Origin of the sequence: Streptomyces sp. AC555_RSS877, assembly GCF_019049245.1 — a bacterium.
Lineage (GTDB): Bacteria > Actinomycetota > Actinomycetes > Streptomycetales > Streptomycetaceae > Streptomyces.
In genome coordinates this window covers 93,356-116,058 of record NZ_JAGMUK010000077.1, presented here as the reverse complement: position 1 = coordinate 116,058, position 22,703 = coordinate 93,356, and the positions used below count along the sequence as shown (strand labels likewise).

The 22,703-nt window shown below is 71.3% G+C and carries 19 protein-coding genes and 1 pseudogene; 11 read left to right on the top strand and 9 right to left on the bottom strand.

Features of this window, described 5'->3' with window-relative positions:
- Positions 1–198: 198 nt before the first annotated feature.
- The gene (locus tag KUM49_RS31145) at positions 199–2,442 is read right to left on the bottom strand and encodes an ATP-dependent RecD-like DNA helicase (RefSeq protein WP_217240306.1); all 2,244 of its coding nucleotides are present in this window, start codon (positions 2,440–2,442) and stop codon (positions 199–201) included.
- 291 nt (positions 2,443–2,733) lie between these two features.
- Entirely contained in the window at positions 2,734–3,099 is a 366-nt protein-coding gene (locus KUM49_RS31140) for a hypothetical protein (protein ID WP_217240305.1), read from the bottom strand.
- A gap of 200 nt (positions 3,100–3,299) precedes the next feature.
- Between KUM49_RS31140 and KUM49_RS31135 the strand changes: the two genes are divergently transcribed.
- The 5 genes from KUM49_RS31135 to rbsD all read left to right on the top strand — a co-directional run bounded on the left by KUM49_RS31135 (position 3,300) and on the right by rbsD (position 9,283).
- Positions 3,300–4,370 (top strand): LacI family DNA-binding transcriptional regulator, encoded by a 1,071-nt coding sequence (locus tag KUM49_RS31135; RefSeq protein ID WP_217240304.1) that lies wholly within the window; start codon positions 3,300–3,302, stop codon positions 4,368–4,370.
- Positions 4,367–5,902, top strand: a complete 1,536-nt coding sequence (locus KUM49_RS31130; RefSeq protein ID WP_217240303.1) for a sugar ABC transporter ATP-binding protein — start codon at positions 4,367–4,369, stop codon at positions 5,900–5,902. Before KUM49_RS31135 ends, KUM49_RS31130 begins: the two co-directional genes overlap by 4 nt.
- On the top strand, positions 5,892–7,841 hold the full coding sequence (locus KUM49_RS31125; RefSeq protein ID WP_217240302.1) for a substrate-binding domain-containing protein: 1,950 nt from the start codon (positions 5,892–5,894) through the stop codon (positions 7,839–7,841). The genes KUM49_RS31130 and KUM49_RS31125 overlap by 11 nt, the downstream gene beginning before the upstream one ends.
- Positions 7,842–7,907: 66 nt before the next feature.
- Entirely contained in the window at positions 7,908–8,897 is a 990-nt protein-coding gene (locus KUM49_RS31120; protein ID WP_217240301.1) for a ribokinase, read from the top strand.
- Positions 8,894–9,283 (top strand): D-ribose pyranase, encoded by a 390-nt coding sequence (gene rbsD, locus KUM49_RS31115; RefSeq protein WP_217240300.1) that lies wholly within the window; start codon positions 8,894–8,896, stop codon positions 9,281–9,283. The genes KUM49_RS31120 and rbsD overlap by 4 nt, the downstream gene beginning before the upstream one ends.
- A 242-nt stretch (positions 9,284–9,525) precedes the next feature.
- On the opposite strand, the gene KUM49_RS31110 is transcribed toward rbsD, so the two are convergent.
- Genes KUM49_RS31110 through KUM49_RS31100 form a run of 3 tightly spaced genes read right to left on the bottom strand, consistent with a single transcriptional unit; the run spans position 9,526 to position 12,658 of the window.
- A complete protein-coding gene (locus KUM49_RS31110; protein WP_217240389.1) occupies positions 9,526–10,326 on the bottom strand; it encodes a sugar phosphate isomerase/epimerase in 801 nt (266 codons plus the stop codon).
- 32 nt (positions 10,327–10,358) lie between these two features.
- Positions 10,359–11,510, bottom strand: a complete 1,152-nt coding sequence (locus KUM49_RS31105) for a dihydrodipicolinate synthase family protein (RefSeq protein ID WP_217240299.1) — start codon at positions 11,508–11,510, stop codon at positions 10,359–10,361.
- Complete coding sequence (locus KUM49_RS31100) at positions 11,507–12,658, bottom strand: Gfo/Idh/MocA family protein (protein WP_217240298.1); 1,152 nt, start codon at positions 12,656–12,658, stop codon at positions 11,507–11,509. Before KUM49_RS31100 ends, KUM49_RS31105 begins: the two co-directional genes overlap by 4 nt.
- A gap of 328 nt (positions 12,659–12,986) precedes the next feature.
- Here KUM49_RS31100 and KUM49_RS31095 point away from each other — a divergent pair, with 328 nt between their 5' ends.
- From KUM49_RS31095 to KUM49_RS31080, 4 genes are all read left to right on the top strand, one after another.
- Positions 12,987–14,033 carry a LacI family DNA-binding transcriptional regulator gene (locus KUM49_RS31095; RefSeq protein WP_217240297.1) on the top strand — a complete coding sequence of 349 codons (1,047 nt, stop codon included), beginning with the start codon at positions 12,987–12,989 and terminating at the stop codon, positions 14,031–14,033.
- A 241-nt stretch (positions 14,034–14,274) separates the two neighbouring features.
- Positions 14,275–14,895, top strand: a complete 621-nt coding sequence (locus KUM49_RS31090; RefSeq protein ID WP_217240388.1) for a dihydrofolate reductase family protein — start codon at positions 14,275–14,277, stop codon at positions 14,893–14,895.
- Positions 14,896–15,013: 118 nt separating this feature from the next.
- A complete protein-coding gene (locus KUM49_RS31085) occupies positions 15,014–15,946 on the top strand; it encodes a bifunctional helix-turn-helix transcriptional regulator/GNAT family N-acetyltransferase (RefSeq protein ID WP_217240387.1) in 933 nt (310 codons plus the stop codon).
- A gap of 11 nt (positions 15,947–15,957) precedes the next feature.
- Positions 15,958–16,758 (top strand): sugar phosphate isomerase/epimerase, encoded by an 801-nt coding sequence (locus tag KUM49_RS31080; protein WP_217240296.1) that lies wholly within the window; start codon positions 15,958–15,960, stop codon positions 16,756–16,758.
- Between the two features lie 201 nt (positions 16,759–16,959).
- Here KUM49_RS31080 and KUM49_RS50820 read toward each other — a convergent pair.
- Positions 16,960–17,046: pseudogene (locus tag KUM49_RS50820) on the bottom strand (hypothetical protein); the annotation flags it as partial.
- A 178-nt stretch (positions 17,047–17,224) separates the two neighbouring features.
- Positions 17,225–17,953 (bottom strand): SDR family oxidoreductase, encoded by a 729-nt coding sequence (locus KUM49_RS31075; protein ID WP_217240295.1) that lies wholly within the window; start codon positions 17,951–17,953, stop codon positions 17,225–17,227.
- Positions 17,954–18,029: 76 nt separating this feature from the next.
- On the opposite strand from KUM49_RS31075, the gene KUM49_RS31070 reads away from it, so the two are divergent.
- Positions 18,030–18,407 (top strand): MerR family DNA-binding transcriptional regulator, encoded by a 378-nt coding sequence (locus KUM49_RS31070; RefSeq protein ID WP_217240294.1) that lies wholly within the window; start codon positions 18,030–18,032, stop codon positions 18,405–18,407.
- Between the two features lie 59 nt (positions 18,408–18,466).
- On the opposite strand, the gene KUM49_RS31065 is transcribed toward KUM49_RS31070, so the two are convergent.
- Together KUM49_RS31065 and aroA are read right to left on the bottom strand one after the other, a co-directional pair.
- On the bottom strand, positions 18,467–19,102 hold the full coding sequence (locus KUM49_RS31065; protein ID WP_217240293.1) for a GNAT family N-acetyltransferase: 636 nt from the start codon (positions 19,100–19,102) through the stop codon (positions 18,467–18,469).
- A gap of 13 nt (positions 19,103–19,115) precedes the next feature.
- The gene (gene aroA, locus KUM49_RS31060; RefSeq protein WP_217240292.1) at positions 19,116–20,351 is read right to left on the bottom strand and encodes a 3-phosphoshikimate 1-carboxyvinyltransferase; all 1,236 of its coding nucleotides are present in this window, start codon (positions 20,349–20,351) and stop codon (positions 19,116–19,118) included.
- Positions 20,352–20,748: 397 nt separating this feature from the next.
- Between aroA and KUM49_RS31055 the strand changes: the two genes are divergently transcribed.
- Positions 20,749–22,620, top strand: a complete 1,872-nt coding sequence (locus KUM49_RS31055; protein ID WP_217240291.1) for a glycoside hydrolase family 3 protein — start codon at positions 20,749–20,751, stop codon at positions 22,618–22,620.
- The last annotated feature ends 83 nt before the right edge of the window (positions 22,621–22,703 follow it).

The following is a 22,703-nucleotide window of genomic DNA, read 5'->3' as shown; positions in this document are numbered from 1 at the left end:
GACGTTGTGCCTCTTCTTCGAGGTTGCCCTGACTGTCTCTACCATCCCCCATTTGGCGCACGAGAGTGCACTCGGGGTCGACCATTGGGCTTATCGGCGGCACTGAGTGCCGCCAACTCGCCATCCTGCCCCTCCCCAACCCGCTTCCGGAAGAGCTCTGTGACCCACATGACTCATTTGATCGATCATTTTTTGTGCTCACAGTCCCGAGAGCCGGAAGTCGAGCGCCGTACAGCGGCGTCCCGCGGACACCGTGCGCACCGCCTGGCCGATCGCTTTGCGTGATCCGACGAGGACGACCAGCCTCTTGGCACGGGTCACCGCCGTGTACAGGAGGTTCCGCTGGAGCATCATCCAGGCGCTGGTGGTGACCGGGATCACCACGGCCGGATACTCGCTCCCCTGGGAACGGTGGATGGTCACCGCGTACGCGTGGGCCAGCTCGTCCAGCTCGTCGAACTCGTACGAAACCTCCTCGTCCTCGTCCGTCAGCACCGTCAGGCGCTGGTCGACCGGATCGAGCGAGGTGACCACGCCCACGGTGCCGTTGAAGACACCGTTGGTGCCCTTCTCGTAATTGTTGCGAATCTGGGTGACCTTGTCGCCGACCCGGAAGACCCTTCCGCCGAACCTCTTCTCTGCCAGCTCCGGGCGCCCGGGGGTGATGGCCTGCTGGAGCAGCCCGTTGAGGTTGCCCGCACCGGCGGGCCCCCGGTGCATGGGGGCGAGCACCTGGACGTCCCGGCGCGGGTCGAGGCCGAACTTGGCCGGAATCCGCCGCGCCGCCACGTCCACGGTGAGCCGGCCGACCTCCTCCGTGTCGTCCTCGACGAAGAGGAAGAAGTCCTTCATGCCGTCGGTGACGGGGTGCTGCCCGGAGTTGATCCGGTGCGCGTTGGTCACCACGCCGGACTGCTGGGCCTGCCGGAACACGCGCGTGAGCCGCACCGCGGGGATCGGACCGCCTTCGGCGAGCAGGTCCCGCAGGACCTCGCCGGCGCCGACGCTGGGCAGCTGGTCCACGTCACCCACGAACAGCAGGTGCGCCCCCGGGGGTACGGCCTTCACCAGCTTGTTCGCGAGCAGCAGGTCGAGCATCGACGCCTCGTCGACCACCACCAGGTCGGCGTCCAGCGGGCGGTCCTTGTCGTAGGCCGCGTCGCCGCCGGGCTTCAGTTCCAGCAGGCGGTGGACGGTGGAGGCGTCCGCGCCGGTGAGCTCGGCGAGACGCTTGGCGGCGCGGCCGGTGGGGGCGGCGAGCACGACCTTGGCCTTCTTGGCGCGGGCCAGTTCCACGATCGAGCGGACCGTGAAGGACTTGCCGCAGCCGGGGCCGCCGGTGAGGACGGCGACCTTCTGGGTGAGCGCGAGCCGGACGGCGGCCTCCTGCTCGGGCGCGAGATCGGTCCCGGTGCGCGAGCCGAGCCAGGCCAGCGCCTTGTCCCAGGCCACGTCCTTGAAGCCGGGCATCCGGTCCTGGCCGGTGCGCAGGAGGCGCAACAGCTGGGCCGAGAGGGACAGTTCGGCCCGGTGGAAGGGGACGAGGTAGACGGCGGTGACGGTGGCGCCGTCCGGACCGGGCACCTTCTCCCGTACGACACCGGGGTCCTCCCCCTCCTCCGGGGGCGCCGCGAGCTCGGCGAGGCACTCGATGACCAGGCCGGTGTCGACCTGGAGGAGCTTGACCGCGTCGGTGATCAGCCGTTCCTCGGGGAGGTAGCAGTGGCCCTGGTCGGTGGACTGCGAAAGGGCGTACTGCAGGCCCGCCTTGACGCGCTCCGGGCTGTCGTGCGGGATGCCGACGGACTGCGCGATCCGGTCGGCGGTGAGGAAGCCGATGCCCCAGACGTCGGCGGCCAGCCGGTAGGGCTGGTTCTTCACCACGGAGATGGAGGCGTCGCCGTACTTCTTGTAGATGCGGACCGCGATGGACGTGGACACCTCGACGGTCTGGAGGAAGAGCATGACCTCCTTGATCGCCTTCTGCTCCTCCCAGGCGTCGGCGATCTTCTTCGTCCGCTTGGGGCCGAGGCCGGGGACCTCGATCAGGCGCTTGGGCTCCTCCTCGATGATCCGGAGGGTGTCCATCCCGAAGTGCTGGGTGATGCGGTCGGCGAAGATGGGACCGATGCCCTTGACCAGGCCCGAGCCGAGGTAGCGGCGGATGCCCTGGACGGTGGCCGGCAGCACGGTCGTGTAGTTCTCGACGGTGAACTGCTTGCCGTACTGCGGATGGGAGCCCCACAGGCCCTCCATCCGCAGGGACTCGCCGACCTGGGCGCCGAGCAGCGCGCCGACGACGGTGAGGAGGTCGCCGCCGCCTCGGCCGGTGTCGACCCGGGCGACCGTGTAGCCGTTCTCCTCGTTGGCGTACGTGATGCGCTCAAGCACGCCTTCCAACGTTGCCAATCGGCGGTCCGCTTCTGCCTCTTGCCTGGACATGATCCGACGGTACCGGCCAGGTCCGACAGCGGGAGCGGCTCCCGCCCTCCAGCCCGATCACCGACTTGTCAAAACCATGTGATCCGCTCCAGCACGCCTTCGAGCACGGCCAGTCGCCGCTCCCCGCTCCCCGATCCCTGAGCCATGATCCGACGGTACCGCCCGGCACCGACAGGCCCGGCCGGTACCGCGTGACTGCGGGGCCGGGCCAGGGCTGCGGCCGCCCTGGACGCACCGAGGACGCGGTGGCCCCGCGGACCGCGGCCGGACGGGCAGCGGATCCGTCAGCCGCTATCCCGCCTGCGACGTGACGTGGTCGAGCACCTTCTGGAAGTCCTCGGTCGGGGAGAACTCGACGAACTCGCAGTCCTCCAGGGCCACCGGGACATGGCCGGGCCCCCAGTAGTACGCCTGGCCCGCCGTGTACTCCTCCTCGCCGGCGGCCGTGAGCATCTTCAGCCGCCCCTTCAGCAGGTAGCCCCAGTGCGGGCACTGGCACGCGTCGCCGTCCAGGCCCTTCAGGGCGGGACCCATGTCCGTGCCCTGCGGCAGACGGAAGAAGCCGACGGACATGCCGCCTCCCATGGGCTTGGTGCGTACGTCCAGGCCGTCGTCTTCGAGAGCGACGGGTACCTCGTCGCGAGTCGCCGCTGTCATGACTCCTCCGCTCCGGCCCACCGGGGCCTCGAGAAAACGCCCCCGCGTCTCCAGCCTGGCCCGCCCCGCGGCCCTCCGCGACATCACGATCCGGTGTCGGGGTCTTGTGGACTCGCGTGTAATCGATTCCAATCCTCTCAGCGCAACGCATGTAATCGATTCCATGCATTCCCCGAGTTCCACAAGGAGGTGGAGCGGCGATGGCGAGCATCAAGGACGTCGCTGCCGAGGCGGGCGTCTCCGTCGCGACGGTCTCGCGCGTCCTGAACGACCATCCGTCGGTCAGCGCGGACGCACGCACGCGCGTGCTGGCCGCCGTCGAGGTACTGGGCTACCGCCGGAACGCCGTCGCACGGTCGCTGCGCACCGACCAGACCCACACCCTCGGCCTGGTCATCAGCGACGTGATGAACCCGTACTTCACCGAGCTGGCCCGCTCCGTGGAGGAGGAGGCCCGCACGCTGGGATACAGCGTCATCATCGGCAACGCCGACGAGCGGCCCGACCTCCAGGACCATCACGTACGGAACCTGCTGGACCGTCGGATCGACGGCCTCCTCGTCTCCCCGACCGACGGCGGGTCGCCGCTGATGCTCGACGCCGCGCGCGGAGGGACGCCGATGGTCTTCGTGGACCGGTGGATCCCGGGCGTGGAGGTGCCCGTGGTCCGGGCGGACGGGCTGGAGGCGGTGCGCGACCTCGTCGCCCATCTGCACGGCCTCGGTCACCGGCGGCTCGCGATCATCGCGGGCCCCGCGGCCACCACGACCGGTCAGGAGCGCGTGGCGGCCTTCAGGGCGGCGCTGCACGCGTACGGTCTCGGGCTCCCCGACGTGTACATCGGCCAGGGCGACTTCCAGGCCGGCAGCGGGCGGCGGGTCACCGAGGGCTTCCTCGACCTGCCCGAGCCGCCCGAGGTCGTCTTCGCCACGGACAACCTGATGGCCCTGGGCGCCCTGGACGCGATCCGCGCGCGCGGGCTGCGCGTTCCGGGGGACATCGCGCTGGCCGCGTTCGACGACATCCCCTGGTTCGTGCACACCGACCCGCCGATCACCGCGATCGCCCAGCCCACCGGCGAGCTCGGGCGGGCCTCCGTGCGCGCGCTGGTCGACCGCATCGAGGGACGGTCCCCCGAGTCCGTCACCCTCCCCGCCCGTCTCGTCGTACGCCGCTCGTGCGGCGAGACGGCAGAGCCACCGGCTTCCCCTGAGCCGCCCCCCGCACAGTCCCCCGCTGTGCGGCCCCCCGTAAGAAGGAGCCAGTCGTGAGCAACCAGGACGAGTTGCTACGCATCGAGGGCATACGGAAGGCCTTCCCCGGCGTGATCGCGCTCGACGGCGTCGACTTCGATCTGCGCCGGGGCGAGGTGCACGTACTCCTCGGTGAGAACGGCGCGGGCAAGAGCACGCTCATCAAGATGCTCTCCGGCGCCTACACGCCCGATGGCGGGCGGATCCTGGCCGGTGGCGAGGAGGTGCGCATCCATGGTGCGCAGGACTCCGAGCGCCTCGGGATCGCCACCATCTACCAGGAGTTCAACCTCGTTCCCGATCTGACGGTCGCCGAGAACATCTTCCTGGGACGGCAGCCGCGCCGCCTGGGGATGATCGACCGGAAGAGGATGGAGGCCGACGCCGCCGTCCTCCTGGAGCGGGTCGGCGTGAACGTGTCCCCACGCGCGCGCGTGCGGGAACTCGGCATCGCGCGCCTCCAGATGGTGGAGATCGCGAAGGCGCTGAGCCTGAACACGCGCGTGCTGATCATGGACGAGCCGACCGCCGTCCTCACCTCCGAGGAGGTCGAGAAGCTCTTCTCCATCGTGCGCAGGCTGCGCGAGGACGGCGTCGGCATCGTCTTCATCACGCACCACCTGGAGGAGATCGCCGCCCTGGGAGACCGGGTGATGGTCATCCGCGACGGCAGGAGCGTCGGGCAGGTCCCCGCCGACACGTCCGAGGACGAACTCGTGCGCCTCATGGTGGGGCGGTCGATCGAGCAGCAGTACCCGCGCGAGCGGGCCTCCGCCGAGGCGGGGGCCGCAGCCGCGTTGCTCACCGTCGAAGGGCTGACCCGGGACGGGGTCTTCCACGACGTCACCTTCGAGGTGCACGCCGGCGAGGTCGTCGGCATCGCGGGGCTCGTCGGAGCGGGCCGTACGGAGGTCGTGCGGGCCGTGTTCGGGGCGGATCCGTACGACAAGGGAGCCGTGAAGGTCTTCGGTGCCTCGGTCCCCAAGGACGACGTCAACGCGGCGATGGGCGCGGGTATCGGGCTGATCCCCGAGGACCGCAAGGGCCAGGGGCTGGTGCTGGACGCGTCCGTCGAGGAGAACCTCGGGCTGGTGACCATGCGGTCGGCGACCCGCGGCGGGCTCGTCGACCTCAAGGGACAGCGCGCCGCGGCCGCCCGGATCGCCGAGCAGCTCGGCGTGCGGATGGCCGGGCTCGGCCAGCACGTCCGGACGCTGTCCGGCGGCAACCAGCAGAAGGTCGTCATCGGCAAGTGGCTGCTCGCCGAGACCAAGGTGCTGATCCTCGACGAGCCGACGCGCGGGATCGACGTCGGCGCCAAGGTCGAGATCTACCAGCTGATCAACGAACTGACGGCCGCCGGCGCCGCCGTCCTGATGATCTCCAGCGATCTGCCCGAGGTGCTCGGTATGAGCGACCGGGTGCTGGTGATGGCCCAGGGCCGGATCGCGGGCGAACTGTCCGCGGACGAGGCCACGCAGGACGCGGTGATGGCACTCGCCGTGAGCAACCCCCCTACCACTGAACCGGAGGCCGGCCGTGGCCGCTGACACGCTCAAGAGCGGGGCGGGCGCCGGCGGCGCCGCGGCGGTCCGCCGCCTGCTCCTCGACAACGGCGCGCTCACCGCGCTGATCGTCCTCGTCGTCGCCATGTCGGCGCTGTCGGGCGACTTCCTGACCACGGACAACCTGCTCAACGTCGGTGTCCAGGCGGCCGTGACCGCCATCCTCGCCTTCGGCGTGACCTTCGTGATCGTCTCGGCGGGCATCGACCTGTCGGTCGGCTCGGTGGCGGCGCTGTCGGCCACCGTCCTTGCCTGGAGCGCCACGTCGCACGGCGTTCCGGTGGTGCTGGCGGTCGTCCTGGCGGTCGCCACCGGCATCGCGGCCGGCCTGGTCAACGGCTTCCTCATCGCGTACGGCAAACTGCCGCCGTTCATCGCGACCCTGGCCATGCTGTCGGTGGCCCGCGGTCTGTCGCTGGTGATCTCCGAGGGCTCACCGATCGCCTTCCCCGACTCCGTCTCGCATCTCGGGGACACCCTCGGCGGCTGGTTGCCGGTTCCGGTGCTCGTGATGATCGTGATGGGGCTGATCGCGGCCTTCGTGCTCGGCCGGACGTACATCGGCCGCTCCATGTACGCGATCGGCGGCAACGAGGAGGCCGCCCGGCTGTCCGGCCTGCGCGTGAAGAAGCAGAAGCTCGCCATCTACGCCCTGTCCGGCGTGTTCGCCGCCGCCGCGGGCGTCGTGCTCGCCTCCCGGCTGTCCTCCGCGCAGCCGCAGGCCGCCGACGGCTACGAACTGGACGCGATCGCCGCGGTCGTCATCGGCGGCGCCTCCCTCGCGGGCGGTACCGGCAAGGCGTCCGGCACGCTGATCGGCGCGCTGATATTGGCGGTACTGCGCAACGGCCTGAACCTGCTGTCGGTGTCCGCCTTCTGGCAGCAGGTCGTCATCGGTGTCGTGATCGCGCTGGCGGTGCTGCTCGACACCCTGCGCCGCAAGGCCGGTTCGGCCCCGTCGGCCGCGGGCCTGTCCGGCGGGGGCCGGGGCAAGCAGGCGACGACGTACGCACTGGCCGCGGTGGTCACCGTGGCGATCGTCGGCGCGACCTCGTTCCTCCACGGCGGTACCTCCTCGTCCTCGACGCCGAAGATGGGCCTGTCGCTGTCCACCCTCAACAACCCCTTCTTCGTGCAGATCCGGGCAGGCGCCCAGGCCGAGGCGAAGAAGCGGGGCGTGGACCTGACCGTCACGGACGCTCAGAACGACGCCTCCCAGCAGGCCAACCAGCTGCAGAACTTCACCAGTTCGGGCTACGACGCGATCATCGTCAACCCGGTGGACTCGGACGCGGCGGGCCCGTCGGTACGGGCCGCGGACAAGGCGAAGATCCCGGTCGTCGCCGTCGACCGGGGCGTCAACAAGGCCACCACGGACGCGCTGGTCGCCTCCGACAACGTCGCGGGCGGCGAACTCGCCGCACGGACGGTCGCCGAGAAGCTGGGCGGCAAGGGCAAGATCGTGATCCTGCAGGGCCAGGCGGGCACCTCCGCCGCCCGGGAGCGCGCCGAGGGCTTCACCAAGGGCCTCAAGGCCTACCCGGGCATCCAGGTGGTGGCCCAGCAGCCCGCGGACTTCGACCGCACCAAGGGCCTCGACGTGATGTCGAACCTGCTCCAGGCTCACCCCGACGTCCAGGGCGTCATCGCCGCGAACGACGAGATGGCCCTCGGCGCGGTCAAGGCACTGGGCTCCAAGGCCGGCACGTCCGTCCAGGTCGTCGGCTTCGACGGCACTCCGGACGGCCTCAAGGCGGTCGCGGCGGGCACGCTGTACGCGTCCGTGGCGCAGCAGCCGACCCAGCTCGGCCGGATCGCCGTGGACAACGCGCTGAAGGCGCTGGAGGGCAGGAAGGTCGAGGAGACGGTCAAGGTGCCGGTGAAGGTGGTCACGAAGGAGAACGTGGCCGGCTTCAGCGGCTGAACATCGCCGAGGGGGCGGGCGCCACGAGGCCGCCCGCCCCAAGTCACTGACCAGGGGAGTTCCTTCATGTACGACCACGACCTACTGGTCGTCGGGTCGGCCAACGCCGACCTGGTGATCGGCGTCGAACGACGCCCCGGAGCCGGAGAGACCGTCCTCGGCTCCGACCTGGCCGTCCACCCGGGCGGCAAGGGCGCCAACCAGGCGGTCGCCGCCGCCCGCCTCGGCGCCCGTACGGCCCTGCTGGCCCGGGTCGGCGACGACGCGCACGGCCGGCTGCTGCTCGACTCGCAGCGGGCGGCCGGCGTCGACACGGCGGGCGTCCTGGTGGGCGGCGCGCCGACCGGGGTCGCACTGATCACGGTGGACCCGTCGGGCGACAACAGCATCGTGGTCTCGCCGGGCGCGAACGGCCGGCTGACGCCGGAGGACGTGCGGGCCGCCGCCGGTGTCCTGCACGCCTCGCGCGTGGTGTCGGCGCAGCTGGAGATCCCGCTGGAGACGGTCGTGGAGGTCGTACGGAACCTGGCGCCGGACTGCCGCTTCGTCCTCAACCCGTCACCGCCGCGTCCCCTGCCCCAGGAGGTCCTGGCGGCCTGCGACCCGCTGATCGTCAACGAGCACGAGGCGAAGGTGATCCTCGGGGACGCCCTCGTCGGCGACCGGCCCGAGGACTGGGCGCGGACGCTGCTCGCGAAGGGCCCCCGGTCGGTCGTGGTGACCCTGGGCGCCGAGGGCTCGCTGGTGGCGTCCTCGGAGGGCGTGACCAGGGTCCCGTCCGTGAAGGTGGCCGCCGTGGACACGACCGGCGCGGGCGACGCGTTCACCGCGGCACTGGCCTGCCGGATCGGCGCCGGTGCGTCGCTCGAGGAGGCGGCGTCGTACGCGTCCCGGGTCGGGGCGGCGGCGGTGACCAGGCCGGGCGCGCAGGAGTCGTTCCCCACGGCGACGGAGGTCGAGGCCCTGTGCTGTGCCTCCCCGGGGGGCAACCCCCGGACCCCCGGCCGCGGGTCGGGCAACGCATCCGGAACGGCCCATGGAGGGGGGTCCTGTTGAAAAGGGGCGGAATCCTGAACCGCCACCTCTCCGGCGCGCTCGCCGAGCTGGGCCACGGGGACGGGTTACTGGTGTGCGACGCCGGCATGCCGATACCCGACGGGCCGCGCGTCGTCGACCTCGCCTTCCGGGCCGGGGTGCCGTCCTTCTCCGAGGTGCTGGAGGGGCTGCTGGCCGAGCTGGTGGTGGAGGGCGCGACGGCGGCGACGGAGGTACGGGACGCGAACCCGGAGGCCTCGGCACTGCTGGACGACCGCTTCCCAAACCTGGCCCTGGTCCCGCACGAGAGGCTCAAGGAGCTGTCGGCGGGGGTGCGCCTGGTGGTCCGGACCGGGGAGGCACGGCCGTACGCGAACGTGCTGCTGCGGTGCGGGGTCTTCTTCTGAACCATTGGCCGTGGTTCTCAGCCACCGGCGGGGAAAAACTTCGAGGGGGTCCGGTCCTTCGACCGGCCCCCCTCGGGTTTTCCCCTCCACATCAGAACCCCCGCGATCCCCCCGGATCCCCCTCCGAGAAGTCCTGATGCCATGTACGACACAGGATGGGCGGAAAGGGTTGCACGGGATCCGCGATTTTTTTTCGCAGCCGTGCCGACGGGCCCGGTGACACGTTCGCCCGGCTCACGCGCTCATCGGATCACGTGCTCCACGAACCGGGCCGCGGTCTCCGCGAGCACCTCTCGCCCGTCCCGCGCCCACAACGCGTCGTTGAACAGCTCGACTTCGATGGGGCCGGTGTAACCGGCCGCCTCCACGTGGGCCTTCCACTCCCGCATGTCGATGGAGCCGTCGCCGATCTGGCCGCGGCCGTTGAGGACGCCCTCCGGCAACGGGGTGGTCCAGTCGGCGAGCTGGAAGGTGTGGATACGGCCGCCGGCGCCCGCGCGGGCGATCTGTTCGGGCGCGGCGTCGTCCCACCAGATGTGGTACGTGTCGACCGTGACGCCGACCTGGCGGGCCGGGAAGCGCTCCGCGAGGTCGAGGGCCTGCGCGAGGGTGGAGACCACGCAGCGGTCGGCCGCGTACATGGGGTGCAGCGGCTCGATGGCCAGCTTCACGCCGTGTTCCTCCGCGTACGGGCCCAGCTCGCCGAGCGCGTCGGCGATCCGCTCCCGCGCACCGCGCAGGTCCTTGGAGCCGGCGGGCAGGCCGCCGGAGACCAGGACCAGCACGTCGGTGCCGAGGGTGGCGGCCTCGTCGACCGCCCGGCGGTTGTCGTCCATGGCCTTGGCGCGCTCGTCCGGGTCGATCGCCGTGAAGAAGCCGCCGCGGCACAGGGTGGTGACGTTCAGGCCGGCGTCGCGGACCAGCTTCGCCGTCGCCTCCACACCGTACGACTGGACCGGTTCGCGCCAGAGGCCGATTCCCGGTACGCCCAGTTCGAGGCAGGTGTCGACCAGTTCGGGCATCGACAGCTGCTTGACCGTCATCTGGTTGATGGAGAAGCGTTCGAGTCCAGTGCTCACTGGGTCACTCCGTACAGGCTCAGCAGGTTCTTCATCCGTTCCTCGGCCAGCTTCGGGTCGGGGAACAGGCCCAGTTGGTCGGCGAGTTCGTAGGCGCGGGCGAAGTGCGGGAGGGAGCGGGCCGACTGGAGGCCGCCGACCATGGTGAAGTGGCTCTGGTGGCCCGCGAGCCAGGCGAGGAACACCACGCCCGTCTTGTAGAAGCGGGTCGGCGTCTGGAACAGGTGGCGGGACAACTCGACCGTGGGGTCGAGCAGTTCGCGGAAGCCGGTCACGTTCCCGGTGTCGAGGACACGGACCGCTTCCGCCGCCAGCGGGCCCAGCGGGTCGAAGATGCCGAGCAGCGCGTGGCTGAAGCCCTTCTCGTCGCCCGCGATCAGCTCGGGGTAGTTGAAGTCGTCGCCCGTGTAGCAGCGCACGCCCTTCGGGAGCCGGCGGCGCAGGTCGATCTCGCGCTGGGCGTCCAGCAGGGAGACCTTGATGCCGTCGACCTTGTCGGGGTGGGCGGCGATGACCTCGAGGAAGGTGTCGGTGGCGGCGTCCAGGTCGGACGAGCCCCAGTAGCCCTCCAGCGCCGGGTCGAACATCGGGCCGAGCCAGTGCAGGATCACCGGCTCGGTGGACTGGCGGAGCAGGTGGCCGTAGACGTCGAGGTAGTCCTCGGGGCTCTTGGCCGCCGCCGCGAGCGCCCGCGAGGCCATGAGGATGGCCTGCGCCCCGGACTCCTCGACGAGGGCGAGCTGCTCCTCGTAGGCCGCGCGGACCTCTTCCAGTGTCCCGGCGGCGATCTGGTCGGTGCCGACACCGCACGCGATGAGGCCTCCGACGGCCTTGGCCTCGGCGGCGCTGCGGCGGATCAGCTCGGCCGCGCCCGCCCAGTCCAGGCCCATGCCGCGCTGGGCGGTGTCCATGGCCTCGGCGACGCCGAGTCCGTGGGACCACAGGTGGCGGCGGAAGGCGAGGGTGGCGTCCCAGTCGACGGCGGCGGGCGAGTCGGGCGACACGTCCGCGTACGGGTCGGCGACGACGTGGGCCGCGGAGAAGACCGTACGGGAGGTGAAGGCGGTGCCGGAGGTGACGGCGAGGGGTTCGGGACGGGGCTCGTAGGCCCGCAAGCCGCCCTTGAAGTCGGGGAGTCGGATGGTCACAGCGCGATCTCCGGTACGTCGAGACGGCGGCCCTCGGCCGACGACTTCAGGCCCAGCTCGGCGAGCTGGACGCCGCGGGCGCCGGCGAGGAGGTCCCAGTGGTAGGGCGCGTCGGCGTAGACGTGCCGGAGGAACAGCTCCCACTGGGCCTTGAAGCCGTTGTCGAACTCGGCGTTGTCGGGCACTTCCTGCCACTGGTCGCGGAAGACCTCGGTGGCGGGGATGTCGGGGTTCCAGACCGGCTTGGGGGTGGCGGACCTGTGCTGGACCCGGCAGTTCCTGAGTCCGGCCACCGCGGAGCCCTCCGTGCCGTCCACCTGGAACTCGACGAGTTCGTCGCGGTTGACGCGGACCGCCCACGAGGAGTTGATCTGGGCGATCGCGCCGCCGTCGAGCTCGAAGATGCCGTAGGCGGCGTCGTCGGCTGTGGCGTCGTAGGGCTTGTCGTTCTCGTCCCAGCGCTGCGGGATGTGGGTGGTGGCGATGGCCTGGACGGTCTTCACCCGGCCGAACAGCTCGTGCAGGACGTACTCCCAGTGCGGGAACATGTCGACGACGATGCCGCCGCCGTCCTCGGCACGGTAGTTCCAGGACGGGCGCTGGGCGGTCTGCCAGTCGCCCTCGAAGACCCAGTAGCCGAACTCGCCGCGGACGGACAGGATGCGGCCGAAGAAGCCGCCGTCGATGAGCCGCTTGAGCTTGAGCAGGCCCGGCAGGAAGAGCTTGTCCTGGACCACGCCGTGCTTGATGCCCTTGGCGTTGGCCAGGCGGGCGAGGTCCAGGGCGCCTTCGAGGCCGGTGGCCGTCGGCTTCTCGGTGTAGATGTGCTTGCCCGCGGCGATCGCCTTCTGCAGCGCCTCCTCGCGGGCGGAGGTGACCTGGGCGTCGAAGTAGATGTCGACGGTCGGGTCGGCGAGGACCGCGTCCAGGTCCGTGGAGATGTGCTCCAGGCCGTGCTGCTCGGCGAGCGCGCGCAGGGCGTGCTCACGCCGGCCGACCAGGATCGGCTCCGGCCACAGCACGGTGCCGTCGCCGAGGTCGAGGCCGCCCTGCTCGCGGAGGGCCAGGATGGAGCGGACCAGGTGCTGGCGGTAGCCCATGCGCCCGGTCACGCCGTTCATGGCGATACGCACCGTCTTGCGTGTCACGTCATTCCCTTCGTAGGCGTCGTACGCGGCGTTCGCGCGCGTTTCGTACGCGGTTGTGCGCGCCGCGTACGCCTAGGCCGGGTCGTCGGATTCCCGCCCCGCTGATGAGCGTTACAGCAAGCGCTTTCTATCTGATGAGAAGCTAGCCTCTGATCAGCGGTCCAGACAAGACCGTGACGGGGTTGAGTTGTTCGAGGGGGCGAACAACCGGGGGCGGGGGCTTTAAGGTCTGCTCGACACCGTTGGCTCTCCTGTGCAACGAGGGACCGGCGTTGGTCGGTGTGTGTACGACGAGGTACGACGAGATGCGCGACCGGAGGACGACGAGATGACGGTGACCCTGGCGGACGTGGCGGCCCGCGCCCAGGTCTCCCCCGCGACGGTGTCGCGCGTACTGAACGGAAACTACCCCGTGGCGGCGTCCACCCGTGAGCGGGTGCTGCGGGCGGTGGACGAGCTGGACTACGTGCTCAACGGCCCCGCGAGCTCCCTGGCGGCGGCGACGTCCGACCTGGTCGGGATCCTGGTGAACGACATCGCCGACCCCTTCTTCGGGATCATGGCGGGCGCGATCCAGTCGGAGATCGGCGGGCCGGGCGGACGCGCGGGGGGCGAGCGGCTGGCGGTCGTGTGCAACACCGGGGGCTTCCCCGAGCGCGAGCTGACCTACCTCACGCTGCTGCAGCGGCAGCGGGCGGCGGCCGTCGTGCTCACCGGCGGCGCGGTGGAGAACGTGCCGCACGCGGCGGCCATGACCTCGAAGCTGCGCAAGATGGCGGACGCGGGGACGCGGGTGGTGCTGTGCGGCAGACCGCCGGCGCCCGACACCCAGGCGATCGCACTGACCTTCGACAACCGCGGGGGCGGGCGGGAACTCACCGAACACCTCATCGGTCTCGGGCACCGGCGGCTGGGCTACATCGCCGGCCCCGAGGAACGCACGACGACCCGCCACCGGCTGGAAGGCCACCGGGAGGCGCTGAAGGCCCACGGCATCGACGAGGACCCGCGCTGGACGGTCTATGGACGGTACGACCGGCGGTCCGGCTACGAGGCCACCCTGGAGCTGCTGCGCCGGGATCCCTCGCTGACGGCGGTGGTGGCGGCGAACGACTCCGTCGCGCTGGGTGCGTGCGCGGCGCTGCGGGACTCCGGGCTGCGGATTCCGGACGACGTGTCGGTGGCCGGGTTCGACGATCTTCCCTTCAGCATCGACGCGGTGCCCGCCCTCACGACGGTACGGCTGCCGCTCGCGGACGCCGGGGTGCGGGCGGGGCGCATCGCGATGGGGCGGGAGGAGCCACCGCCGGGCGGGATCGCGACGATTCGGGGGGAGCTGATGGTACGGGGGTCCTCCGGGGTGCCGCGGGACTGAGCTCGCCGGTGCTTGCGGGGTGACCCGGCGTCGGTGCACCGGGGGCTCCGCCACCGGCCCCCGGGGCCTTTGCCTTGTTCTGGGGGCTGCGCCCCCAGACCCCGCTGTCGGCCCTGAACGGGCCTCGTCCTCGAACGCCGGACGGGCTGGATGGTGCGCACCGATGAGTTTTGCGCCGCACCCTGGTCTGTACAGCCGTAATCGCCGATCACGGCACCCGCGAGGAACCGGCGTGAGTCCCATGCGCATCTTCATCACCGCGTTCATCAGCCTGGACGGCGTCGTACAGGCGCCCGGCGGGGCGGAGGAGGACACCGACGGCGGGTTCGCGCACGGTGGCTGGACGCACCCGTTCTTCGACCCCGAGGTGGTCGGCGGGGCCTTCGACGGGGCGCTGCGGGAGGCGGACGGGCTGCTGTTCGGGCGGCGGACGTGGCAGGCGATGGCGGGGGCGTGGCCGGAGCGGGCGGGGGATCCTCCCCCGCAAGCGGGGGCACCCCCAGCCGACCGGATGAACTCCATCCCGAAGTACGTCGTGTCCCGGACCCTCACGGACGACCAGCTGACCTGGGACAACACCACCCGTATCGCCGGTGACGAGGCCGTCGCCCACCTCCGCAAGCTGCGCGAGAGCGACACCGGCAACCTGCTGATCATGGGCAGTCCCACCCTCTCCCGCACGCTGCTGAGCGAGGGCCTGGTCGACGAGCTGCGGCTCATCGTCATGCCGGTGATCCTCGGCGGCGGCAAGTCGATCTTCCCGGACGACGGGACCAAGGCCGCCTTCGAGCTGGTGTCGACGGCGACCGCGCCGACCGGCGCGCAGGTGTGCGTCTACCGGGCAGCAGCCAAGGACGCGTAACAGCGAGGGGCCGGGCGCCGCACGGGCATGGACGGGCGGCGTCCCTCGGCCTACGCTCGACCCGACGGTATCTCTGACTGAGTCAACCATCTGAGTCAACATCCGGGGGTCAATGATCATGACCGTCCAGGACATCCGTGCCTTCAACCGCTTCTACACGAACGTCATCGGCGCCCTCGACTACAGCCGCAAGCTCTACGCCCCCTACACCCTCACCGAGTCCCGCGTCCTGTACGAACTCGCGCACTCCCCGCGGACGGACGCGGCCGACCTGCGTGCCGAGCTCTCCCTGGACGCCGGGTACCTGAGCCGGATCCTGAACAAGTTCGAGCAGGACGGGCTGATCGAGCGGGCCCCCTCCCGCCTCGACCCCCGCCGGCGGCGCGTCTCACTCACCGCACACGGACGCGAGACGGCCGGACTGCTCGCCGAACGGGCGAACGAAAGCGTCGGCGCCCTGCTCGCCACCGTGCCGTCCGCCGAGCGTCCCCGCCTCAGCGAGGCGATGCGGACCGTGCGGGAACTCCTCTCCGACGGCCGCGCTCCCCGCCGCGAGGATGTCGTCCTGCGCGAGCCCGGCCCCGGCGACCTCGGCTGGATCGTGCAGCGCAACGCCGCGCTGTACGCGGCGGAGTACGGCTGGAACGCCGACTACGAGGGGCTGGTCGCGAGGATCGTCGCCGACTTCGCCCAGGACCACGATCCGCACCTGGAGCGGGTGTGGATCGCCGAGTCGGACGGACGGCCGGTGGGCTGCGTGATGTGCGTACGGGACGAGGCGCCCGCCACCGCCCGGCTGCGGCTGCTGCTGGTCGAGCCGGACGCGCGGGGGCTCGGCATCGGCGACCGGCTGGTCGGGGCGGTCGTCGACTTCGCGCGCGGTGTCGGCTACCGCGACCTCGTCCTGTGGACCAACGACGTCCTCGCCTCCGCGCGCCGCATCTACCAGCGCCACGGCTTCGTCCTCGTCGCCGAGAAACCCCACCGCTCGTTCGGAAAGGACCTGAACGGCCAGGACTGGCGCCTGGACCTCGGCGGCACCGGCGAGTGACAGTAGGGACCATGAAACTGGCGTTCTCCACCCTCGGTGTCCCCGGCCTGCCCCTCTCCGAAGTGCTGCGACTCGCGACCACGTACGGCTACCACGGTGTCGAGCTGCGCGCGGATCCGGAGGAGCCGGTCCATCCCGGCCTCGACCTCGCCCAACGCATGGACGTGGCCGCCGAGTTCAAGGCGGCGGGCGTGGAGGTCCTGGGCATCGCGGGGTATGCGCGGGTGGCCGCGCCGGGCGACGACGCCCCTGTGATCGAGGAGATCCGCCGCCTGCTCGACCTCGCCCGCGACCTGGGCGCCCCCTTCATCCGCGTCTTCCCCGGCGGTGCCGCCGAGCAGAGCCGGGAGGAGGCCGACGCCACGGCCGCCCGGCGCCTCGGCACGGCCGCCGAGTACGCCGCCGACCTCGGCGTCCGCATCCTCCTCGAGACCCACGACTCGCACCGCACCGGCGCCGACGCCATCCGCGTCCTCGGCCTGGTCGGCCACCGCCAGGTCGGCGCCCTCTGGGACGTCATGCACACCTGGCTGGGCGGCGAGCAGCCCTCCCAGACGTACGCGGCCCTGTCCCCCTACCTCGGATACGTCCAGGTCAAGGACATCGCCTCCCCCGACGACACGACCCCCCTGCGCCTCGGCGCCGGCGTCCTCCCCCTCACCGAGTGCGTCGACGTCCTGTCCCGCCACGGCTGGGACGGCTGGCTGTGCTGGGAGTACGAGAAGCGGTGGTACGAGGCGGCCGCCCCGCTCCCCGACCTGCTGCGCGCGGGCCACGACCACCTGGCCCGGCTGCTCAACGAATCGGCTTGACTTCCGCTCCCTGGGCTGAAGCCCGGGGATTCCAGCCACGGTCGGCTTACCGGCTCGGTGGGTTCCTGCTTCACCGCGCTGGGCCGGTACGGGTACCGGTCTTACGTGCGCTCGACAGGCTGACACCGCCAGTCCGGCGGCCTTGGAGACGTTGACCGCCACATTGATCTCCCAGTCGAGGACGGCCCCGCAAGCCCCCCATTCCCGCACGCGGATGTGCAGGGGCTTGGGGCCGTCCTTGACGCCGCAGTGCGAGCAGACCTGGGAGGTCGGCTCGAACCGTCCGATGCGGTGGAAGCTGCGGCCGAACTTCGCGGCCTTGTGGACCGCTGCCTCGCCGAGACCGGCCTGACCATCGGACCCGCCTGATCAGCGACGCGACACCACGAGTTCAACCTCAAGCAGAGGAGTTCGGGAGGCCGATGGAGAAGCAGCCGACCGAGGTCCGTGCGGCCCGAGGGGCCCCTCAGGCCGCCATCAGCGCCGCCAGGGCGCGGTCCATCGCGGCGTTGAACTCTTCCGGCGTCAGCGGCAGACGGGACTTGACGTCCCGACTCCACTGGTCGGCGAGGACCTCGGCGGAGCCCGCCTCGACACCGTCGAGCGCCGCGTCGGCCAGGTCCGACGGAGCGATCTTGTCCACGGGCAGGCCCGCCGCCATGTCGGTGTCGGCCAGGCCGAGGTGTACCGCTGTGACGAGCGTGCCCTGCTCGGCCAGCTCCAGGCGGACGCCGTTGGTCATGGCCCAGGCGGCGGCCTTGGTCAGGTGGTAGGCATTGGCGCCCTTGGCCCCGAACCACGACATGGCGGAGAGGACGTTGACGATCGCGCCCCCGCCGTTCCTGGCGAGCGCCGGCGCGAACTCCCGGATCATTCCCAGGTGGCCGAACATGTTGGTCTCCAGTTCGTGCCGCACCGCGTCCAGCGAACCGGTCACCAGGTCGGTCCCCGTACTGATTCCCGCGTTGTTGATGAGTAGCGAGACGTCCGGGGCGGCCTCGGCGGCGGCCCTCACGGATGCGGGATCGGCGATGTCGAGGGGCAGCACCTCGACCCCGGGCAGGTCCACGGTCTCCGGTCGGCGGGCCGTCGCGTAGACCTTGCGGGCGCCCCGTTCGAGCAGGCGCTGGGCGAAGGCGCGGCCCAGGCCGCGGTTGGCTCCGGTGACAAGGGCGACGGAGTTGTTGATGTCCATGGCCGGTACGCTAAAACCTGACGCTAACGTCAGAGGCAAGTGCTGGCCGTCAGGGCCAGGGGTGAGAGGAATCACCATGACTGTCACAGTGGCCGCGGACGAGCGGTTGATCCGCATCGGCGAGGTGGCACGAGGTGCCGGCGTCTCCGTGCGCGCCGTGCGCTACTACGAGCAGCAAGGGCTGCTCATCGCGGAGCGCAGCCCGTCCGGCCAGCGCCTGTACCGGCAGGACGCCATCCCCCTGGTCCGCTTCTTCCAGGAGATGTTCGCCGCCGGCCTCACCAGCCGAAAGATCGCCGAACTCCTGCCGTGCTGGGACGCCGGGCACACCGACGCCGGGCAACGAGCCATGCTGCGAGCCGAGCGCGAGCGCATCCAGGCCAAGGTCGACGACCTGCAGGCCACCCTGGACCACCTCGACGAGGTCATCGCGAGCACGGACACGCACCCGTAGACGCGGTCGGCCAGACGTCTCGTCAGCGATCGCGCCACCCGGGGCCGGACGGGCTCCCGCTACCCCCCTGCGCGCGCCGCCAGCCTCGCCACCCGTTCCTCCAGTCGCCCCCGGCACTGCGGCCATTCCGCCGCCGTGACCGAGAAGATCGCGGAGTCGCGCAGCCGGCCGTCCTCGCCCGGTGCCCAGGAGCGGGACCAGTTCCGCAGGACGCCCTCGAAGCGGGCGCCGACGCTCTGGATCGCCGCGCGGGAGCGCTCGTTGCGGGCGTCCGTCTTCAAGTCGACCCGGGACACGCCCCACTTCTCGAAGGCGTGCCGGAACAGCAGGAGCTTGGCCTCGGCGTTGATGCCCGTGCCCTGGGCCGGGCCGGCGAGCCAGGTGAAGCCGACCTCGACGGCGTCGAGCCGGTCGTCCGTCAGCCAGCAGCGGGGCTCCCAGTACGAGGTGGCGCCGACCACCTGTCCCGTGCGCGTCGAGACCTGGACGTACGGCGCGAGTCGTCCCGTGGTCGCGCGGGCCAGCTGTGCGTCGATGTAGGCGCCGACCTCGTCGGCCCTCGGTACCCACGTGAACTCGTAGGTGCCCCGGTCCGCTTCCGCCGCCTCCGCCAGGCCGGCCGCGTGCCGGTGCTCCAGCGGTTCCAGGCGGACCAACGCCCCCTCCAGAACCGGTCCCTGCAGCATGAAGCTCACCTTTTGCCGCCCCTCACAGCCGTGCGCGCAGCGCCCCGAACTCCTCATGGAAACCGGGGAAAGTCTTGCGTACGCATCCGGGGTCGTCGAACGAAATACCCGGCACGCGGAGCCCGGTGACCGCGAACGACATCACGATGCGGTGGTCGCCGTACGACGTGATCTGCGTGCCGGAGGCGGCGGGCAGCCCCGGGCGGACCTCGATCCAGTCGGGGCCCGTCTCCACCGCCACGCCCAGCCGTCGCAGGTTCTCCGCGCAGGCCTCCAGGCGGTCGCATTCCTTGACGCGGGTGTTCGCCACGTCCTCGATCCGTACCGGACCGGAGGCGAAGGGGGCGATCGCGGCCAGGGTCGGCATGGTGTCCGAGATGTCCCGCATGGCGATCGTGAGGCCGTGCAGCCGGCCGGTTCCCCTGACCGTCGTGCCGTCCGCGCGGACCGACACCTCGGCGCCGATCCGCCGCAGTACGTCCACGAATCCCAGGTCGCCCTGGAGTGAACCCGTCCCGAGGCCCGGGACGGTGACCTCGCCGCCGGTCACGGCCGCCGCAGCGAAGAAGTAGCTCGCGGTGGAGGCGTCGGGCTCGATCGCGTAGGTCGTCGCCCGGTAGCCGCCCGGCGGGACGACGAAGACGTTCCCGTCCCTGCGCACTTCGACCCCGAACGCCAGCATCATCGCGATCGTGATCTCCACGTACGGCACCGAGACGAGGTCCGTCACCGTGATCCGCAGCCCCGTCCGCGTCAGCGGGCCCAAGAGCAGCAACGCCGTGAGGTACTGCGAGGACTGACCGGCGTCCAGCGTCACCTCGCCGCCCTCGACGCCCGCCGCCACCACCGTCAGCGGGTGGTGGCCCTCCGCCTCCTCGTGCCGCAGGTCCACGCCCAGGTCGCGCAGGGCGCGGGTCAGGGGGAGCAGCGGACGTCGGCGCATCTGGGGCGACGCGTCGAAGCGGTACGTGCCGTGGCCGGCCGCCGCCAGGGTCGGCAGGAAGCGGGCCGTGGTCGCACCGTCGCGGCAGTACACGTCGGCGTCGGGCACCGCGGGGCCCTGGGGGCGGCCGTCGACCTGCCAGGCGTCCGGGGTCCGGCCGACCCGGTAGCCGAGCCGTACCAGGCCTTCCGCGAAGCCCTCCGTGTCGTCCGAGCGGAGCGGTCGTACGAGGGTGGTGACACCGTCGGCCGCGGCCGCCAGGAAGAGGGCGCGGGCGGTGATGGACTTCGAGCCTGGAATGTCGACTACGGGCATGCCTCGATGATCGCCCCCCGTTCGCGTCCCGCGCCGGGACGTCCACGGGATGGAACGCCTCCCGCCACACCCCCGGTGAACCCACCCGCCCCACGGCTACCGACTTCGGAAATACGGCCCGGGCGGGGAACCCCGCCCCGCCTTCGCTCGTCCAATCCGCAAGCTGTCGGAGAGTCACCGTGGTGCGGTGTCGGCCTCGCTGCTGGCTGCGAACGCTGACCCACCCTTCCGCCGTACTGCGGCCGGCAGCACGCCGCCATCGGCGCGCCCCCCTCCAACTGCGCCGATGGCGGCCCCTCTCTGGTTACTGTGCGCTCCCTTGACCGGCAGAAACTTCCCGGATATTGGTGACCTCTCGGAAGTTTCCTTCAGTGGCTCTCCTCCGGAAGGAGCACACGTGCCCGACACCAGCACGGGAAGCACGGGAAGCACAGGTCGCTCGGGAAGCACGGGAAGCTCGGAAAACACCGCAGGTCCCTCCAGACGTACCGTCCTCGCCGCCACCGCCGGTGCCACCGCCGCGCTGACGGTCGGCACACCCTCGTACGCCGTCGCCGACGACAGGGACCTGCGCATGCTGGTCTCCCGCATGAGCCTGGAGGAGAAGGTCGGCCAGCTCTTCGTGACGCGGGTCTACGGCCACTCGGCGACCGCCCCCGACCAGGCCGACATCGACGCCAACCTCAGGGAGCTCGGCGTGCGCACGGCCGCCGAGCTGGTCGCCAAGTACCGGCTCGGGGGGATCATCTACTTCAGCTGGGCGCACAACACCCGCAGCCCCCACCAGATCGCGGACCTGTCGAACGGGATCCAGAAGGCGTCCCTGGAGCGGCCGCGCGGGCTGCCCGTGCTGATCTCCACCGACCAGGAGCACGGCATCGTCTGCCGGGTCGGGAAGCCCGCCACGCTCTTCCCGGGCGCGATGGCCGTCGGCGCCGGCCGCTCCCGCGCCGACGCCCGCACCCTCGGCCTCGTCGCGGGCCGCGAACTGCGGGCGATGGGCATCCGGCAGAACTACTCCCCCGTCGCCGACGTGAACGTCAACCCGGCGAACCCGGTGATCGGCGTCCGGTCCTTCGGTGCCGAACCGGGCGCGGTGGCCGGGCTGGTAGCCGCCGAGGTCGCCGGGTACGGGCGCGCACGGATCGCCGCGACCGCCAAGCACTTCCCGGGGCACGGCGACACCGCCGTCGACAGCCACTACGGCTTCCCGGTCATCACCCACACGCGCGCCCAGTGGGAAGAGCTCGACGCGCCGCCCTTCCGGGCCGCCGTCCGCGCCGGCATCGACTCGATCATGACCGCGCACATCATGGTCCCGGCGCTCGACGACTCCGGCGACCCGGCCACCCTCTCCCGCCCCATCCTCACCGGCATCCTGCGCGAGAAGCTCGGTTACGACGGGGTCGTGGTGACGGACGCCCTCGGCATGAAGGGCGTACGGGAGAAGTACGGCGACGACCGTGTGCCGGTGCTCGCGCTGAAGGCGGGGGTGGACCAGCTCCTCGACCCTCCCCACCTGGACCTCGCGTGGAACGCCGTACTGAAGGCCGTACAGGACGGGGAGCTCACCGAGGCGCGGCTGGACGCGTCCGTCCTGCGGGTGCTGCGGCTCAAGGCGAAGCTGCGGTTGTTCGAGGAGCCCTACGTCAGCCAGGCCGGCGTCACCGACACGGTCGGCACCGCGGCCCATCTGGCGGCGGCCGACCGGATCGCGGAGCGGACGACCACGCTGCTGGTGAACCAGGGGCGGCTGCTGCCTCTGTCCCGGCGTACGCATCCCAGGGTGCTCGTCGTGGGGGCCGATCCCGCCTCGCCGTCCGGGACGACCGGGCCGCCCACCGGCGTGCTCGCGGGCGCGCTCACCGAACTCGGCTTCACCGCCACCGCCCTGTCGACGGGCACCGCCCCCTCGGCCGCCACGACCGCCACGGCCCTCGCGGCGGCGCGGGACGTGGACGCGGTGGTTGTGGGGACGTACAACGTCACCGCGACCAGCACCCAGAAGACGCTCGTCGAGCAACTGGTGGCGACCGGGAAACCGGTGGTGGCGGTCGCGATCCGCAATCCGTATGACGTGGCCCAGCTGCCCTCCGTGCCGGCCTGCCTGGCTGCCTACTCCTGGACCGACGTCGAGCTGCGGGCCGCCGCCCGGGTCATCGCGGGGCGCGTCTCACCGCGCGGGAAGCTGCCGGTGCCGGTGGTACGGGCGGACGATCCGGCGCGAGTGCTCTATCCCGTCGGGCACGGGCTGTCGTATCAGACGTAGCCCACATACGCCACGCAACCGGTGTACGCCCCCCCAAAAGGCTCAAAGCACCCTGCATGTCTGGCGTGCGCCCGCCACGTCGG

What these genes read in the sequence shown, in the direction of transcription:
- KUM49_RS31145 (WP_217240306.1), bottom strand. Translation starts at nt 2,442, where the DNA reads ATGTCCAGGCAAGAGGCAGAAGCGGACCGCCGATTGGCAACGTTGGAA.
- KUM49_RS31140 (WP_217240305.1), bottom strand. Translation starts at nt 3,099, where the DNA reads ATGACAGCGGCGACTCGCGACGAGGTACCCGTCGCTCTCGAAGACGAC.
- KUM49_RS31135 (WP_217240304.1), top strand. Translation starts at nt 3,300, where the DNA reads ATGGCGAGCATCAAGGACGTCGCTGCCGAGGCGGGCGTCTCCGTCGCG.
- KUM49_RS31120 (WP_217240301.1), top strand. Translation starts at nt 7,908, where the DNA reads ATGTACGACCACGACCTACTGGTCGTCGGGTCGGCCAACGCCGACCTG.
- KUM49_RS31110 (WP_217240389.1), bottom strand. Translation starts at nt 10,326, where the DNA reads ATGACGGTCAAGCAGCTGTCGATGCCCGAACTGGTCGACACCTGCCTC.
- KUM49_RS31095 (WP_217240297.1), top strand. Translation starts at nt 12,987, where the DNA reads ATGACGGTGACCCTGGCGGACGTGGCGGCCCGCGCCCAGGTCTCCCCC.
- KUM49_RS31090 (WP_217240388.1), top strand. Translation starts at nt 14,275, where the DNA reads ATGCGCATCTTCATCACCGCGTTCATCAGCCTGGACGGCGTCGTACAG.
- KUM49_RS31085 (WP_217240387.1), top strand. Translation starts at nt 15,014, where the DNA reads ATGACCGTCCAGGACATCCGTGCCTTCAACCGCTTCTACACGAACGTC.
- KUM49_RS31080 (WP_217240296.1), top strand. Translation starts at nt 15,958, where the DNA reads ATGAAACTGGCGTTCTCCACCCTCGGTGTCCCCGGCCTGCCCCTCTCC.
- KUM49_RS31075 (WP_217240295.1), bottom strand. Translation starts at nt 17,953, where the DNA reads ATGGACATCAACAACTCCGTCGCCCTTGTCACCGGAGCCAACCGCGGC.
- KUM49_RS31070 (WP_217240294.1), top strand. Translation starts at nt 18,030, where the DNA reads ATGACTGTCACAGTGGCCGCGGACGAGCGGTTGATCCGCATCGGCGAG.
- aroA (WP_217240292.1), bottom strand. Translation starts at nt 20,351, where the DNA reads ATGCCCGTAGTCGACATTCCAGGCTCGAAGTCCATCACCGCCCGCGCC.